The organism is Pseudidiomarina tainanensis (assembly GCF_900115255.1).
In the GTDB taxonomy this organism is placed as follows: Bacteria; Pseudomonadota; Gammaproteobacteria; order Enterobacterales; family Alteromonadaceae; genus Pseudidiomarina; species Pseudidiomarina tainanensis.
Genome location: NZ_FOYU01000001.1, coordinates 948,447 through 965,298, shown reverse-complemented (window position 1 = coordinate 965,298; position 16,852 = coordinate 948,447). Strand labels below are relative to the sequence as shown.

Below are 16,852 nucleotides of genomic sequence, written 5' to 3'. Positions count from 1 at the left end.
TTATACATGCTAGAGAATCCGTCCAAGCAATCCACGACTGCACCTGCATCTTCTACAGAGGAAGGTTTTGGGTTGATGATCTCGGTCATCAGCATGCAATTGATAAATTCCACTCCCGATCAAAGCCAGACGCACATTGAGCACGCACTCGCGCTTTTAGGTCGCGGGGGAAGTAAAGATCGTTGCTATGTGTTTGAGTTTTCACCCGATCATTCGAGTATGTCGAATACCTATGAGTGGACCAACGACGGTATTCAAGCTCACAAACCTGAACTGCAAAACATTCCTGCGGAAACTATGCCGTATTTTTTTGAGCGCATGTGTCACGATGGTCAAATCTTAGTCGATGACGCCAAATTATTGCCGGAAGAAGCCGGTGGTTTTCGTGATGAGCTGTTGCGAGAAAATATCCGCTCAATGATGGCCGTTGGCATGTACATGGAAGGTGAGCTGGTTGGTTTTGTTGGTTGTGATTTGGTGAATCGACAGACGCAATGGTTAGAGCGCGATATCCGTCATATGCGCTTAGTTGCAGATATGATTGCCAATACCATTGCGCGCCATAAAACCGAAGAACGATTACGTGCAACCGAAGCGCAGCTATTAGAAGCCAACGCAAAATTAGCCCAGTTAGCTCGGCAAGATAGTCTGACCGGTTTAGTGAATCGACGTGGCTTAGATGAATGTCTTGAGCATGAATTACGTCGGGCGATTCGGGCGCAACATCCATTGACCTTGTTGATGGTGGACGTCGATTTCTTTAAACGCCTGAACGATGAACACGGTCACTTGCATGGCGACGAAGTGCTCAAGGCTGTTGGCCAAATTTTACAACGTCATTTCAAACGCACCGGTGAGTATGTGGCGCGGTTTGGTGGCGATGAATTTATGGTTGTTTGTCCGCAATCAGAACTTGACGAATTAACCACGCAAGCCAAAAAAGTACTCGCTCGTGTGCGCTTACTCGAGCAGCAACTAGGCAGCAGTGTCACAGTGAGTATCGGCGTCCATTCCGCCATACCGAAACCACAAACCAGCACCGATGATTTAATGCGCGAAGTTGATGTCGCGGTGTATTTCGCCAAACAATGCGGTCGTAATCGTATTGAAGTAAACCCCAAGGCCCAAGGCAATCTCGCAACCAGCTAAGGCGCTGTCAGTAGCGCCGTATTCGCGTTGGTATTGAGTAATCGCCGCAAAAATGTCCGTTGCTACTCGACGTAAGCCCATGGCTTCGCTATAATGCGGCGTCATTTTGAAGGGCCCCGTTGGTAGTGGGCTCAGGCCAATAGTGAAGCCGAGGTAACAAAGCAATGCAGGTTTCTGTAGAGACAACCCAAGGATTAGAGCGTCGCGCCACGATCACCGTGCCAGCTGACGTTATCGAAAACGAAGTCAAGCGTCTGTTAAAAGACGAGTACCGTAACCGTCGTATCAACGGTTTCCGTAAAGGCAAAGTTCCACCAAATGTTTTGCAGAAGTTATATGGCAAAGAAGCACGTGCTCGTGCGGCGTCAAACCTTATGCAAAGCAAATACTTCGAAGCGATGATGCAGGAAAAAATCAACCCAGTGGGTATGCCTGCAATTGAGCCAAAAGTAAACGAAGAAGGCAAAGACCTTGAATTCGTAGCTACTTTCGAAGTGTATCCAGAAGTTAAAGTTGCGACTTTAGACAAGTTAGCTGTTGAAAAGCCAGATGTTGAAGTGACTGATAAAGATGTCGACAACATGTTGGAAACGCTACGCAAGCAACATGCAAGCTGGAAAGAAATTAAGCGTAAGTCGAAAAAAGGTGAGCGTATCACTATCGATTTCACTGGTTCAGTAGACGGTGAAGAATTCGAAGGTGGTAAAGCGACTGATTTCGCACTTGAGCTTGGCGAAGGCCGTATGATTCCTGGTTTTGAAGACCAAATTATTGGTATGAAAGCCGGCGAAGAAAAAACTATTACGGTAACCTTCCCGGAAGATTACCACGCTGAAAACCTGAAAGGTAAAGAAGCGCAGTTTGTGATTGTGGCGAAGAAAGTTGAAGAGCGTGACTTGCCAGAATTAACGGACGAATTCGTTTCTTTATTCGGTATCAAAGACGGCGGCGTTGACGCATTGAAAGCTGAAGTTCGCAAGAATATGGAACGTGAGCTGAAAAATGCGGTACAAAGCAAAGTGAAAGAGCAAGTGTTGAAAGGCTTAGTTGAGCAAAACGACGTCGACTTGCCAAAAGCGATGGTAGACCAAGAAATTGATGTGTTGCGTCGTCAAGCAATGCAGCGTTTCGGTGGTAACCAGGCACAATTGCCACAACTGCCAGCTGATTTGTTTGAAGAACAAGCAAAAGAGCGTGTGAAAGTTGGTTTGTTACTGGGCGAAGTCATTCGTGGTAACGAGTTGAAAGTTGACGAGAAGAAAGTCGACGAGATCATCGAGAACAACGCTTCTGCGTACGAAGATCCAGCTGAAGTTATCGCTTACTACAAAGGTAACGAAGAAATGATGCAACAGATTCGCAATGTTGCATTAGAAGAACAAGCGATTGAGTTCATTCTTGCGCAAGCAAAAGTTAAAGCGAAGAAAACTAGCTTTGACGAGTTGATGAACCCGAAAAAGTAAAACAGTTGCGAATACCGTCACAACAACGTTGACGGCATCGACTACAACTTGGTTTAATGGCTCGTATAACCTTATACGGGCCATTTTTATTTCAGGAGTCGTAAATTATGTCGGATATGGCGCTAGACCCAATGGCACAATTGGTGCCCATGGTAGTGGAACAGACAGCAAAAGGAGAGCGCTCGTACGATATCTACTCGCGCTTACTTAAAGAGCGCGTAATTTTCTGTTGTGGTCAGGTGGAAGACCACATGGCCAATTTGATTGTGGCTCAGCTATTATTCTTAGAATCAGATAATCCAGACAAAGATATCTATTTATACATTAACTCACCGGGCGGCGCGGTAACAGCAGGTATGGCGATTTATGATACCATGCGTTTTATCAAGCCGGATGTAAGCACCGTATGTATGGGCCAAGCGGCCAGCATGGGGGCATTCTTGTTAGCTGGTGGTGCGAAAGGTAAACGCTTCTGTTTACCAAATTCACGTGTGATGATTCACCAACCGTTAGGTGGCTTCCAAGGGCAGGCCTCTGATTTTGAAATTCATGCACGTCAGATTTTAGATATCAAAGACAAATTGAATCGGATGTTGGCGGAAAATACTGGAAAAGATCTTGAGCAAGTCGCTAAAGATACTGACCGCGATTACTTTATGTCTGCGGAAGAAGCCGTAAATTATGGTTTGGTTGACAAAGTATTGACGCAACGAGGCGGAGAATAGAATGACCGATAAAACTGAAGGTAATGGCGAAAAGCCGTTGTTTTGTACCTTCTGCGGAAAAAGTCAGCACGAGGTTCGCAAGTTAATTGCGGGGCCATCGGTATTTATTTGTGATGAATGTGTCGATTTGTGTAACGATATTCTGGAAGAAGAAATTCAGAATATAGCGCCGCAAGAAGAGCAAAAGAAATTACCAACTCCACACGAAATTCGCTCACACCTTGATGAGTACGTCATTGGGCAAGAAATGGCGAAGAAAGTGTTGGCGGTAGCGGTGTATAACCACTACAAGCGCTTGGCAAATAATGAAGCTAAGGGCAAAGATGAAGAAATGGTCGAACTTGGCAAGAGCAATATCTTGTTAATTGGCCCAACCGGTAGTGGTAAAACGTACCTTGCTGAAACCATGGCGCGCTTCTTAGACGTGCCGTTCACCATGGCTGATGCGACCACCTTAACCGAAGCTGGTTATGTTGGTGAAGACGTTGAAAATATTATTCAAAAGCTACTGCAAAAATGCGATTACGATGTTGAAAAGGCGCAACGTGGCATTGTCTATATTGACGAAATTGACAAGATTTCACGCAAGTCAGATAACCCATCGATCACGCGTGATGTTTCTGGCGAGGGCGTTCAACAAGCGTTGCTGAAACTGATTGAGGGAACTGTTGCCGCGGTGCCGCCACAAGGTGGTCGTAAGCACCCACAACAAGAGTTCCTGCAAGTTGATACGTCAAAGATTCTGTTTATTGCAGGCGGCGCATTTGCTGGGCTGGATAAAGTTATCGAGCAGCGCATTAGCGTGGGTAGCGGTATCGGTTTTGGTGCTGAAGTGAAAAGCAAGCAACCCAAAGCTGAGGGCGTCACGTTAACGCAAGTTGAACCAGAAGACTTGGTCAAATATGGTTTGATTCCTGAGTTCATTGGTCGTTTACCTGTATTGGCCACACTGACTGAGCTTGACGAAAATGCCTTAGTTCAAATCTTGCGCGAACCGAAAAATGCATTAACCAAACAGTACGGCGCATTGTTCAAAATGGAAGACGTTGAACTTGAGTTCCGTGAAGATGCATTGCGAGCCATTGCACGCAAAGCAATGTCGCGCAAAACGGGAGCACGTGGATTGCGCTCAATCGTTGAAGCCGTGTTACTTGACACCATGTACGATTTACCAACATTGGAAAATGTCAGTAAGGTCGTCATTGATGAATCGGTCATCAAAGGTGAGTCATCGCCGATATTAATTTATGCGAATCAACAGGATGAAAAGCACGCTTCAGGTGAATAAGTTGCTTGTTTAGCATGAAAATTGTGCAAAAAGGGCCTTTTAGGCCCTTTTTTTGTGCAAAACATTGAACTTTCGCTGGAGCGCCACATATTAAGAGGTAAGATAGAGTGACAACAGTCACGAACCGGTTACCTGGAGAAGTTTATGAGTGAAGAACGGATTGAACGCTTAAGCATTCCCGTGTTGCCATTACGCGATGTCGTCGTGTATCCGCACATGGTTATCCCTTTATTTGTCGGGCGTGAAAAGTCTATTCGTTGTTTAGAAGCAGCGATGGAGCAAAATAAGCAAATATTTTTATCAGCACAAAAGGACGCGTCAGTGGACGAGCCTGAGCAAGCTGATATTCATACCATTGGTACAGTCGCAACCATCTTGCAGTTGTTGAAGTTACCGGATGGCACCGTGAAAGTGTTGGTGGAAGGCAGCCAGCGCGCTGAGATTGATCAGTTTGAAACCGAGTCGGAATTCTTTCGAGCGCAAGTTCATTATCTTGATTCTGAGGTGATGGACGAGAAAGAAGAGGAAGTTATGATTCGCTCAGCCATCAATCAATTTGAAGGCTATGTGAAGCTGAATAAAAAAATACCGCCTGAGGTATTAACGAGCTTGTCGGGTATAGAAGAAGCTGACCGCCTAGCCGATACCATGGCTGCGCATATGCCATTGAAGCTCAACGATAAGCAAAAAGTATTAGAAATTACCGACGTACGTGAGCGACTCGAGTTTCTAATGGCGCTGATGGAAGGCGAAATTGATCTGCTACAAGTAGAGAAGCGCATTCGTTCGCGTGTGAAGAAGCAGATGGAGAAGAGTCAGCGCGAGTACTATTTGAATGAGCAAATGAAAGCGATTCAAAAAGAATTGGGCGAAATGGAAGACGGCCCAGATGAGTTTGAAGCGCTACAGAAAAAAATTGAAGACGCCAGCATGCCGGAAGAGGCTGAAAAGAAAACGCGGGCTGAACTTCAGAAGTTAAAAATGATGTCGCCAATGTCGGCGGAAGCGACGGTTGTGCGCGGTTACATTGACTGGATGGTGTCAGTACCGTGGAAGAAGCGTTCGCGCATTAAAAAAGATTTAGCCAATGCAGAGAAAATTCTCGATGCCGACCACTATGGCTTAGAGAAAGTGAAAGAGCGCATTCTTGAATATCTAGCGGTGCAGCAGCGTACCAGTAAGGTTCGTGGAGCTATCTTATGCTTGGTAGGTCCTCCGGGTGTTGGTAAAACCTCGTTGGGACAATCGATTGCGAAGGCGACTGGTCGTAAATATATCCGTATGGCTTTGGGTGGTGTGCGTGATGAAGCCGAGATTCGAGGCCACCGCCGTACTTATATCGGTTCAATGCCAGGTAAGTTGATTCAGAAAATGGCGAAAGTTGGCGTGCGTAACCCGTTATTCTTGTTAGATGAAATCGATAAGATGGCGTCTGACATGCGCGGTGATCCTGCATCTGCCTTGTTGGAGGTATTGGATCCGGAGCAAAACGTCAACTTTAACGATCATTATCTTGAAGTGGATTACGATTTATCTGACGTCATGTTCGTGGCGACTTCGAACAGTATGAATATTCCAGGTCCGCTATTAGACCGCATGGAAGTGATTCGTTTGTCGGGCTATACCGAAGAAGAAAAGCTCAATATTGCGAAACGCCACCTGTTGCCGAAGCAAATTGATCGTAATGGTCTGAAGAATAAAGAGATTAAAGTAACTGATGATGCAATCATAGGCATTATTCGCTACTACACCCGTGAAGCCGGTGTGCGTAATTTAGAACGTGAAATCTCACGTCTATGCCGTAAAGCGGTGAAAAAGATTGTGCTCGATAAACGCATTAAGCATGTCGAAATCACGGGCGATAATTTGTCGGATTTCCTTGGGGTGCAACGCTTTGATTATGGTAAAGCGGAAGAAACGAACCAAGTTGGCCAGGTAACAGGTCTTGCTTGGACCGAAGTCGGTGGCGACTTGTTGACGATTGAAGCGACTAACGTTGCCGGTAAAGGGAAAATCACTTCAACCGGTTCACTCGGCGATGTGATGCAGGAATCCATTCAAACGGCACTTACAGTTGTGCGGAGTCGGGCGAATAAACTTGGGATCCCGGAAGACTTCCACGAAAAACGTGATATTCACGTGCATGTGCCAGAAGGCGCTACGCCGAAGGATGGTCCAAGTGCAGGTATTGCGATGGTCACCGCGTTGGTGAGTTCATTAACCAATATTCCGGTGCGTGCTGATGTTGCAATGACCGGTGAAATTACCCTTCGTGGCGAAGTACTTGCCATTGGTGGTTTGAAAGAAAAATTACTTGCAGCACACCGAGGTGGTATCAAACATGTGTTGATTCCGAAGGATAATGAACGTGATTTGAAAGAAATTAGCGACGCTGTGAAGGGTGATTTGAAGATTCAGCCGGTTCAATGGATAGATGAAGTGCTGGCAGTTGCGCTTGAATCTGCGCCGAAAACCGGTGAAAAATCGGCCTAAAAACGTAAAAATGCGGTCTGCAAGCCCATAACCTGCCTGTAGCCCGCATTCTTTCGTTAAAAAAATTGCTAAAAAGGGTTCTCAATCCGAAATCTTGTGGTAGCCTAGAGTCAAAGTGATTGGTCAGACACAAACAAACGATGTCTCTGGCATGCCACTTGAGTGATAGATTAATAAGGAAGATGTCTGCTAATCTGTCGCTATCGCTTGAACAGTTAGTTTAAGCTTGTTATAACCTTCGCTGGCCCATTGAAAAACAGAACGCAATGGAACCATGCAAATCTGATAATAACAATCTAAGGGGATGATACTGTGAATAAGTCTCAGTTAGTTGATAAAATTGCAGACGGAGCAGAAATTTCTAAAGCTGCGGCTGGACGTGCTCTAGATTCTTTCATTGAAGCAGTAACTGACGCTTTGAAGAAAGGTGATCAAGTAGCATTAGTTGGTTTTGGTACTTTCAGTGTTCGTGAGCGTTCAGCTCGCACTGGTCGTAACCCACAAACTGGCCAAACTATCCAAATCGCAGCTGCTAAAGTACCTTCTTTCAAAGCCGGTAAAGCACTGAAAGATTCAGTAAACTAATAAAAGCGGAGCGGTAGTTCAGCTGGTTAGAATACCGGCCTGTCACGCCGGGGGTCGCGGGTTCGAATCCCGTCCGTTCCGCCAGCAAATGCTGAAAATAACCCGAAGCTTGTCTTCGGGTTATTTTTTTTCTGCAATAGCAGATATAATACCCGCCCAACAACGGGAATAATTGAGGTTGAGTGAGATATGTTGGACAGGATTCGTGAAGGGTCGCAAAGCTTTATAGTGAAAGCGATTCTAGTATTGATTGCCCTTACTTTTGCGTTAGCTGGAATTGGTGGTTATATCACTAATCAGCCAGAACCATCAGTAGCCGTGGTTAACGGTGAGGAAATTACTCGGGTTGAATTTGATCGAGCAGTTGAAAATGAGCGCGCCCGCCAACAAGAACAGTTTGGCGACTTTTACGCGACCTTAGCAGCTGATCCAGCTTTCAATCAGCAACTGCGTCAACAAGTTTTAGATGATCTGATTAATCAAAAGCTCGTTGAAATCTACTCGCGCGAAGCGGGTTTACGCGTTTCTGATGAGCAGGTGAAAGCGGCCATTCGTGAAATCAGTGCTTTCCAAGTCGCCGGTCAATTCGATAACACATCGTATCAAATGACCTTAAGCGGCCTTGGTTACACGCCAGACGGGTTCGCCGAATTGATGCGTCGCGATCTAGCGCGTACACAGTTATTGCAAGCGATGGTTGAATCAGAGTTTGCATTACCAAGCGAAGCCGCCGCAGTGCAGCGCCTCGTGAATCAAAAGCGCAGCGGTGCTTATGCAACGCTTGAACTTGATCAGTATATTAACGCAGTTGAAGTGACAGATGCTGAGCTTGAACAGTGGTACCAAGAGAATCAACAACGCTTTAATGTGGCTGAGCAGGTAAAAGTTGAGTTTGTTCAACTTGACGCAGATGTCGTCGCCGAGTCAGTTGAAATTGATGAGTCAGTGGTTCGCGAATGGTATGACAACAATCAGTCTCGTTATCAGACCGATGATCGTTATCGCTTTGCTCATATTTTAATTGAAGGTGAAGGTGAAGCGGCCGAGCAAGAAGCCCAAGAAGTGTTAACAAAACTCACAGAAGGTGCTGATTTTGCGGAGCTTGCGGCTGAATATTCAGACGATATCTTTACCGCTGAAACTGGCGGTGACTTGGACTTTATTGAGCCAGGTACGATGGATCCAGCGTTCGATGAAGCGGCATTTGCGCTAACAGAAGTCGGTGAAATTAGCGGTGTTGTTAGCACTTCATTTGGTTATCACATCATCAAGCTGACGGATATCGAGGAAGGCTCTTCAACATCATTTGAAGAAGTTCGCGATGAGATTGTGGCTGAAATGCGTCAAGACCAAGTGAAGCAAGCGTATTACGAGCTCCAACAGAAAGTATCAGCGTTGGCGTTTGATATCCCAGATACGTTGCAGCCGGTCGCTGAAGAAACCGCAGTAAGTGTTCGTCAAAGTGATTGGTTTAACCGCAACACAGCGCCATCGGCCTTAAATCATCCGGCGGTGCTCGAGCAAGTATTTAACCGTGATTTTATTGATGAAGGGTTAAATAGCGATCTGATTGAAGTGAATGATAAGCAAGCCGTCGTGGTACGTGTTGTAGATTATCAACCGGCATCGGTTAAATCACTCGATGAAGTTCGTCCTCAAGTGCTTGATAACGTTCGTACTGAGAAAGCGCAAGCGGCAGCACGTGAAGACGCTGAAGCGTTGGCGGCGCAACTACGCAACGGCGAGTCAGTTACGACCGAATTAACTGCATTAGACGCTGTTGACCGTCGTAATACTGAGGTTCCGCGCGCAGTGATTCGTAGCTTGTTTGAACAAGCTGTCCCAGCAGCCGATTCAGTGCAAGTTGCGGTAACAGAGTTAAGTAGCGGCGCAATTGCTGTGGTTCAACTCACGTCGGTAACAGCTGGCGAAGTGGATGAAACCATGCAGGCCCAGATGGCTGAGCAATTGACGAATAGTTTTACTCAGCAGAATTATGGCGCGTTTATTGAAGCGTTACGCAATGAGGCGGACATTGAAATTCGTCTTGACGCGCGTGGTAACGCGACTGAATAAGGTGTAATGAAACCAGCAGAAAAAACCCGGACTAAGTCCGGGTTTTTTTATATCTCATGTTCTCTGCTTAATACCTAGTTCGGGTAGAGAGGCGATAGCTGTGGTGTTTTCTGTCTATCAACTTTCCGATGTTTTTGTGCCGCCTTAAGAGCTCTTATTAAAGCTTTACCTTCCAGCCAGCTTGCGCCACTACTTGAGAACCGACAACGCTGTAAATGCTCAATCTGACTGGTTAACGGTTGGTGGCTAAAGTAACGTGCCAACTCAAACAGATCTTGCATCGGCAACTGATAAGTTTCTCGAGCCCATTGGCGAAGTGCCAAGTCTGTCGCTGTCGCATCATTTGTTAGAGCGACCTTTTGCACATGGCGCCATGAAGCGCTACTAGCATCTTGCTCGGTATGACCTACAACTGTTTTAGTCGCTGATGGGCGACGGAGCCACCACCAAGCCCAAATAATGAGCGTCAGCAGCCACAACACAGCGAAGATGATTGCTAAATAATAATAAAGAGCTGGTTCCGCTGCGCTCGCTGCTGGTTCTGGTTGTTCGGTGCTTGAGGCTTGAGCTGGTTCAGTTGCCGCTGGTTCAGCCTTAGCTGGATTCGGCGTGGCAGGCTGTGAACTGGGGCTTATCTCTAAGGTAATTGGCTCTGATGCTGCGATTTGAGCTTGACCGAGACGCGTATTAAACCATTCAACCTGAACCGCAGGAATTTCAAATGCACCGGCTTGACGCGGAATCACCGCGACCGTTTGGGCCCGCTGTGCGATGACACGGCCGTTGCGTGTGGTACTCGCAAACTCTGGTGATTCAGGATATACCGACGCGTTCTCGATATTCTCAAATGACAAGGCCGGTAATTGCTCGGTATTCACCCCAATTGCCGTGACCCGATAGGTTAGGGTAATCGGTTGACCGACTTCTACGGGTTGTTCTGGATTCGCTCGTTCTACACTTACACTCACTAGCTCAGAGGGAAGCCAATGGCCCTGCCAGTCAGCGGGACGAGGCAACACGGTAATGGACGTCGGCACGGCAACCGCGCTCACCGGTTGTGTAGTTGCTATTGCAGAAAAAACCGAACGATTGGTATCGCGGGTAATTTGACCTTCGAAAACAGGTCCTTCAAGCGTTAAATCGCCCGAGCGTTGTGGCGTGATTAAATAGGTACGTTGAAAGACTTGGTAGCGTTTGCCATTAATAATTTCGTACGATTCTTCGTCTTTGCCGAACTGAACAACTTCCGCTTCAGCGAGGTTTGGTGCAATGAGGTTGCCGCTGTGTAGGTTCGCACTCAAGTATAAACGCGACACCAGTTTGAATTGCTGCTGCACATACACACGTTTTGACTCTAACGATGTTCGAATAAATGCTGGTCGCTGCTCTAACTCGTCGACTGATGTTGCCGCATCAAGAATAGTGAGCTCTATGGCATTACTTTTTGCGGCACCAATTTGAATTGGCGGGATTCGGACAATTCCAGGAGTGGCTGGGGCTTGTAAATTAACTATGAAAGAGGTGGTGCGTGTGGTGACACCATTAATCACGCTTGTTCGGCGCGACGAGCGAACATTCAAAATGCGAAAATCTTTTAACTGCTGTTCTGCGTCCCATACCGATTCACTGACGTCATCATTAATGGTGACCGTGAGGGTAAAAGGCTCGCTTTGAATGATGGGATTTTTATCAACGCTTGCAATCACCTCGGCTTCTTGCGCAACACCGACTGCACTAAAAATAATAGCCATTGTTAATAGAGCAAACTTTAAGACGTAATTTACCACGATTTCTGAACTCCTGGAGGCGGGCCTTGGCGGCGTCGTTGCTGTGCCTCGAACTGCATTTTATTACGTAATAATACAGCGGGATCATCCTCAATGCGATTCAGCCATTGCTGCATTTGCTGTTGTAATTCTTCTTCAGAGGAGTCACCCAACTGGCCTTGTAAGGGCTTTTGCTCCCCCTCTGGTTGAGCCTGATTTTGTTGTGCCTCAGCTTGTTCTTGCTCAGAGGATTTTTCAGCGTCTTGTTCCGACTGCTGCTGGCTTTGCTGATCCTGTTCGGTATCAGACTGCTCCTGCTCGCCCTCTTGCTCAGCGTTCTGTTGCTCACCTGATTGTTGTGATTGGCCTTGCTGCTGAGATTGGTTTTGCTGACCTTGCTGGTTTTGGCCTTGTTGATTTTGCTGTTGCTGTTGTTGCTGTTCGGCCAACTGCTCAGCTAAATCTAGATTTTGTTGTGCGGCAGGCCAATCAGGACGTCGCTCAAGCGCTGCGGCGTAGGCATTCTTTGCCTCATCATAACGCTCCATTTGCATGAGGCTATTGCCTTGGTTATAGAATCCCTCAGCACTATCTAATTGAGAAAAATCGACTAATGCTTGATCATAGTTGCCGGCACGATAATTGGCCGTGCCACGTTGCCACGCATCATCGGTGATGGTGGCGGCGCGCTCGTAATTACCATTTTTTAATGCCTGATCAGCTTGTTGATAAGGCGTTTGCCACAATTTTTCATGCCATGCCAGAGGCTCTTGCTGAGCAGCCTGCAGCGGCGATGTCATCAACACAAGGAGCATAAACGGGGCTAAGCTGAGTAAGCGCCCGCGACGAGCCAGTGGTAACAATAACAATAAAATAAGAGGAATCAACCAAGGACCTTGGTCAGCCCATTGGTCACCGGCCTGCATATTGCTCTCGTCACCTTCACGAACGGTCGGGGCCTGTGACGTAAGATAAATGATATCTTGTTGGTCGGCGCGAATTTGAATGAAGCGCCCATTACTACGCTCCGCTAGCGCTGGTAGTCCATTGACCGCTAGCTTAGGAATCGCCACATTATCACTGCTATCACGCAGCAAACGGCCATCAGGCAATTCAATTGGTGCTCCAGCTTCGGTACCTACTGCCAAGATGTTGAGGCGATGCTTCGTGCGGTTGATAAAATCACTGATATCGGTTTGATCGCGGCTATCGATGCCATCGGTTAACCAGTAAATATCACCGGTTGGGTAACCGGCTTCCCGTAACAATTGATCGGCAAGTTCCAATGCGCGCACTGGATAACTCCCCGGCGTTGGCATGATATCGGGGCTTAAGGCACGAATAAGGTTAGTTAAGTTACCACCGTCGGCGGTCAACGGACTGATCGTAAAGGCATCACCGGCATAGGCGATAAGGCCGATATCACCATCAATATGCTGCGTAACTAAGTCGGTTGCTTTAAAACGCATTTGACTTAAGCGGTTGGGGGCTAAGTCGGTGCTGTAAACCGACAGTGACATGTCTAACACCACCACCGAGCCTGCTTTTAATTGGTAAACCGGCTGAGGTAACTTTTGCCAGGCGGGGCCTGCCAACGCAACAGCCCCAATGCTTAACGCTCCCGCCAATAGCATCAATGAGAAGTGGGTACTTTGTTGCCCTTGTTGCGGTAATAAGATAGTGCGCAAGTGGGCAGGTATTATTTGCGCCCAGCCTTGTTGTTGATGCGCATGCCGCCAAGCCCACCATGTAACAATGAGTACGGGAACTAGTGTGATTAGCCACCACGGCCTCAAAAAGTGGAAATCAGCCATGTTGCCTCCAAGAACCGCGAATTGTGTGGAGTAACATCAGCGCCAGTATGAACCAAGCTAACCCCAGCGGCCAGTGGTATAAGGCGGTTTGTGGTCGCCGCAGTTGATTATCACCTTGCACCGGCTCATAGGCATCAAGTTCGGTATAAATATTTTCAAGCTCTTCTGTACTGCGTGCGCGAAAGTACTCGCCACCGGTTTCATCGGCTAATTGACGTAACATGTTTTCGTCGAGGTCGCGGCTTGGGTTAACGCGTCGTTGCCCAAAAAAGCCATCAACAATAATTTCTTCTGCACCAACCCCGATGGTATAAATTTTAACACCATAATATTTCGCCAGCTCAAGTGCTTGCGCAGGTGACACATTACCAGCAGTATTTTGACCGTCGGTAACTAGAATTAATATTTTATTGGTTTGCGGCCGGTCGGCAAAGCGCTTAGCGGTAAGAGCAATAGCATCGCCAATGGCGGTGCGTTCACCGATTAGGCGCAATACGGTTTCATCCAACATCTTTTGTACCGTTGCGCGGTCAAAGGTCATTGGCGCTTGCACGTAGGCCGTGTCGGCAAACAAGATTAAGCCGAGACGATCACCTACACGCCGTTCGATAAAGTCATGCATGACATATTTGAGCATGGTCAAGCGGTCGACTTGCTCGCCATTGATCGTCATATCAGCGATTTCCATGCTGCCCGACAAATCAACCGCAATCATCATTTCACGGGCGTCATTTTGCGCTGGAATGGGTTCTCCCAGCCACTGTGGTCGCATGAAGGCAACAACAACAAGCGTCCATACTAATAGCCCTATCAGATTTAACCATGTGCGGCTGGTCGGTTGTATCGCTGTTGAAGCGACGGCTGGCAAGTGGGTTACCGTCAACGGTTGCGATTGTTGCGTAAAAGCCCGCCTGAACCAACGATAAATAAGAGGAATAGGCCAAATTAAGCCAACCCAAAGCCATGCGAAATCAATCATCGCCTTGCTCCTTGGGCTGCGTCTGTTGCTGCTTATTCAAAAGCGGTAACGCTCGTTTTAACCATACCTCCGCGAACTCCCGATAAGGCTCCAACCATGGTTGCTGCTCGGCAATGGGTTGGTAACTGACTTCGCATAATGCGCTAAGCAGTGGTTGATATCGACGTTGTTGGCGAGCACTAAGTTGGGCGCTTAGAAACTCCCACCACGATAATGTGCGTTCGTGCGGCAGGTACGCTAATGTCGCTTGCTTGAGCAATAAGGTGACGTCGCTCAATGTTTGCGGAGGGTGTTGGCGAAGCTGGCGCAGGGCGAGTCGCCGCGGACGACGTTTGCGATAGGCGCGAACACTCCAAACAATAGTACCAACTATGGTCACAAAAACGACTATGGCGACAATGTACCAGCCGATTGCCAGCGGCCACCAGGTTGCTGCTGGTGCTGCGACAATGTCATTTATTTCAATGGGCTGATCGAGCAACATCATAATAATTCTCCCGGCCATTGATTTTCGAGCGCGTCGGCTGTGGAGAACAAACGCAACGAACATCCCAGTTGCTGCCACTGCTTGAGGGTCGCATGGAGTCGTTGTTGCTGTGAATGTGCATAAGCATGACGTTGGTGCTTATTATTCGTATCGAAGACAACCTGTTGTTCACCATCCGTCATGGCTAACGGACTGTTCACATTAACTTTGGGTAACGCTAGCTCGAGTGGATCGGAGATGGTAAACGGTACCAACTGACAATGCCGTTGTAGGGCAAGACAATGTCGCCATAACGCAGGGTCGTCGCTCATCCAGTCGCTAATTAAATAAATGATACTGCCTGGGCGTGCAATCTGCTGCAGTCGCTCCAGTGCTTGTGCAAAAACATTCTGATGACGGTGCTGTTGCTGCCAACCGGACAGCGCGAGTTGTTGCTGTTCAACAAGATGATGAATCACTTGCATAACGCCATGATGCCGCGCTTGCGGCTTAATCTCGACATGCCCATATTGGCTCGTAATCACCGCGCCAATGCGATCACCGCGAGCTACCGCTAACCAAGCTAACGAGGCAGCTAGATGGCAAGCTTGTACTGATTTAAATAGCAACTGGCTTCCAAACTGCATGCTGTCACTTAAATCGACGACCACAAATACTGGTCGTTCACGTTCTTCACGAAATAGCTTGGTATGCGGCGTACCCGTGCGCGCTGTAACGCGCCAGTCAATTGCACGAATATCATCACCAGCTTGATAATGACGAAATTCATCAAACTCCATGCCGCGGCCTTTAAACTTGCTGAGCAACGCGCCGGACGGCCCCGGCGGCGGGTGCAACCGGCGAAACCGTTGAAATGCGTTGACTTTGCTACGGTAGTACATCAGTTCGTGACTGCTCACATGAACACCGTCGCTACGCCATGTGTTCAGCCATTGCGTGATGAATTCTGGTGTTAATGGGGTACGACGTGCGCTCATTTAAGGTGCTGGAACTAATTGAATGATTTGCGCTAACACTTGGTCGGCGTCGATACCATCAGCTTCTGCTTGATAACTCAGAATAATTCGGTGACGCAAAACCTTGGCATAAACCGCATGAATATCATCTGGCGTGACAAAATCGCGTTGTTGCAACCAAGCGCGTGCGCGCGCACAGCGGTCAAGTGCAATCGTTGCACGAGGGCTGGCGCCGTAATTTAACCAGCGTGCTAAGTCGCTACTATAAAAACTAGGTTCACGAGTCGCGATGACGAGTTGAACGAGGTAGTTTTCAACCGCTTCGTCCATGTAGATACCCAGTACTTCTTTGCGGGCGTTGAAAATATCTTGTTGCTTTAACGGTTGCGGCATGTCGGCCTGACCTTGCAACTCTTCGCCACGGGTTAGACGCAAAATGTCGCGCTCGGTATCGGCGTTCGGGTAATCCAAATTAAGATGCATCAGAAAACGATCGAGCTGTGCTTCAGGTAGCGGATAAGTGCCTTCTTGCTCGAGCGGGTTCTGAGTGGCAAGTACCATAAACAGCGCCGGCAACGGATAGGTTTTTTGTCCAACTGTAATTTGGCGTTCAGCCATAGCTTCTAGTAACGCAGACTGAACTTTCGCTGGTGCCCGGTTAATTTCGTCCGCCAAAATAATGTTGTGAAACAGCGGGCCTTGTTGGAACACAAACTCACCGGTTTCTGGACGATAAATATCGGTACCAGTTAAATCGGCGGGTAATAGGTCTGGGGTAAACTGCACGCGGTGGAAGCTGCCTTCGACACCTTTAGCTAGTGCATTAACGGCTCGTGTTTTGGCTAATCCAGGAGGGCCTTCAACTAACAGATGACCATCGGCTAGTAAGGCAACGAGCAAGCTTTCGGTGAAATCAGGTTGCCCCAAAACTTGACTGTCGAGGTAGTTGCGTAATGCTTGAAACTGTTCAGCTGCCATCAGATTCCTCTGCTTTGTGTATATTACTTCTATACTTTCGCTATACTTTATGTTCGCACTTTACCGAAAACAACGGTTTAATTCTCGCCAAAG

At 47.6% G+C, this 16,852-nt stretch carries 13 protein-coding genes and 1 tRNA gene; 8 read left to right on the top strand and 6 right to left on the bottom strand.

Going from position 1 to position 16,852, the window contains the following annotated elements:
* Positions 1 to 6 precede the first annotated feature (6 nt).
* From BM292_RS04765 to ppiD, 8 genes are all read left to right on the top strand, one after another.
* Complete coding sequence (locus tag BM292_RS04765) at positions 7 to 1,149, top strand: GGDEF domain-containing protein (protein WP_177203782.1); 1,143 nt, start codon at positions 7 to 9, stop codon at positions 1,147 to 1,149.
* A gap of 164 nt (positions 1,150 to 1,313) precedes the next feature.
* Positions 1,314 to 2,612: a trigger factor gene (gene tig / locus BM292_RS04760; RefSeq protein WP_092855811.1), complete on the top strand. Its 1,299-nt coding sequence runs from the start codon at positions 1,314 to 1,316 to the stop codon at positions 2,610 to 2,612.
* Between the two features lie 107 nt (positions 2,613 to 2,719).
* The gene (gene clpP / locus BM292_RS04755) at positions 2,720 to 3,337 is read left to right on the top strand and encodes an ATP-dependent Clp endopeptidase proteolytic subunit ClpP (RefSeq protein ID WP_092855810.1); all 618 of its coding nucleotides are present in this window, start codon (positions 2,720 to 2,722) and stop codon (positions 3,335 to 3,337) included.
* 1 nt (position 3,338) lies between these two features.
* A complete protein-coding gene (gene clpX, locus BM292_RS04750) occupies positions 3,339 to 4,625 on the top strand; it encodes an ATP-dependent protease ATP-binding subunit ClpX (protein ID WP_092855809.1) in 1,287 nt (428 codons plus the stop codon).
* A gap of 144 nt (positions 4,626 to 4,769) precedes the next feature.
* Complete coding sequence (gene lon, locus BM292_RS04745; protein ID WP_092855806.1) at positions 4,770 to 7,118, top strand: endopeptidase La; 2,349 nt, start codon at positions 4,770 to 4,772, stop codon at positions 7,116 to 7,118.
* Positions 7,119 to 7,430: 312 nt separating this feature from the next.
* On the top strand, positions 7,431 to 7,703 hold the full coding sequence (hupB, locus tag BM292_RS04740; RefSeq protein WP_055438316.1) for a nucleoid-associated protein HU-beta: 273 nt from the start codon (positions 7,431 to 7,433) through the stop codon (positions 7,701 to 7,703).
* Positions 7,704 to 7,710: 7 nt separating this feature from the next.
* Positions 7,711 to 7,787, top strand: a tRNA-Asp gene (locus BM292_RS04735).
* A 105-nt stretch (positions 7,788 to 7,892) separates the two neighbouring features.
* The gene (gene ppiD / locus BM292_RS04730; protein WP_092855804.1) at positions 7,893 to 9,779 is read left to right on the top strand and encodes a peptidylprolyl isomerase; all 1,887 of its coding nucleotides are present in this window, start codon (positions 7,893 to 7,895) and stop codon (positions 9,777 to 9,779) included.
* A 74-nt stretch (positions 9,780 to 9,853) separates the two neighbouring features.
* On the opposite strand, the gene BM292_RS04725 is transcribed toward ppiD, so the two are convergent.
* From BM292_RS04725 to BM292_RS04700, 6 genes are read right to left on the bottom strand one after another with little or no spacing between them, the layout of a single operon-like run.
* Complete coding sequence (locus tag BM292_RS04725; protein ID WP_092855802.1) at positions 9,854 to 11,566, bottom strand: BatD family protein; 1,713 nt, start codon at positions 11,564 to 11,566, stop codon at positions 9,854 to 9,856.
* Positions 11,560 to 13,359, bottom strand: coding sequence for a VWA domain-containing protein (locus BM292_RS04720; RefSeq protein ID WP_092855800.1), 1,800 nt, complete (start codon positions 13,357 to 13,359; stop codon positions 11,560 to 11,562). The genes BM292_RS04725 and BM292_RS04720 overlap by 7 nt, the downstream gene beginning before the upstream one ends.
* Complete coding sequence (locus tag BM292_RS04715; protein WP_092855798.1) at positions 13,352 to 14,338, bottom strand: vWA domain-containing protein; 987 nt, start codon at positions 14,336 to 14,338, stop codon at positions 13,352 to 13,354. The genes BM292_RS04720 and BM292_RS04715 overlap by 8 nt, the downstream gene beginning before the upstream one ends.
* On the bottom strand, positions 14,331 to 14,825 hold the full coding sequence (locus BM292_RS04710; RefSeq protein ID WP_165383873.1) for a DUF4381 domain-containing protein: 495 nt from the start codon (positions 14,823 to 14,825) through the stop codon (positions 14,331 to 14,333). Before BM292_RS04710 ends, BM292_RS04715 begins: the two co-directional genes overlap by 8 nt.
* Entirely contained in the window at positions 14,822 to 15,802 is a 981-nt protein-coding gene (locus tag BM292_RS04705; protein WP_092855790.1) for a DUF58 domain-containing protein, read from the bottom strand. The genes BM292_RS04710 and BM292_RS04705 overlap by 4 nt, the downstream gene beginning before the upstream one ends.
* Positions 15,803 to 16,759, bottom strand: coding sequence for an AAA family ATPase (locus BM292_RS04700; RefSeq protein ID WP_092855787.1), 957 nt, complete (start codon positions 16,757 to 16,759; stop codon positions 15,803 to 15,805).
* Positions 16,760 to 16,852: the final 93 nt, after the last annotated feature.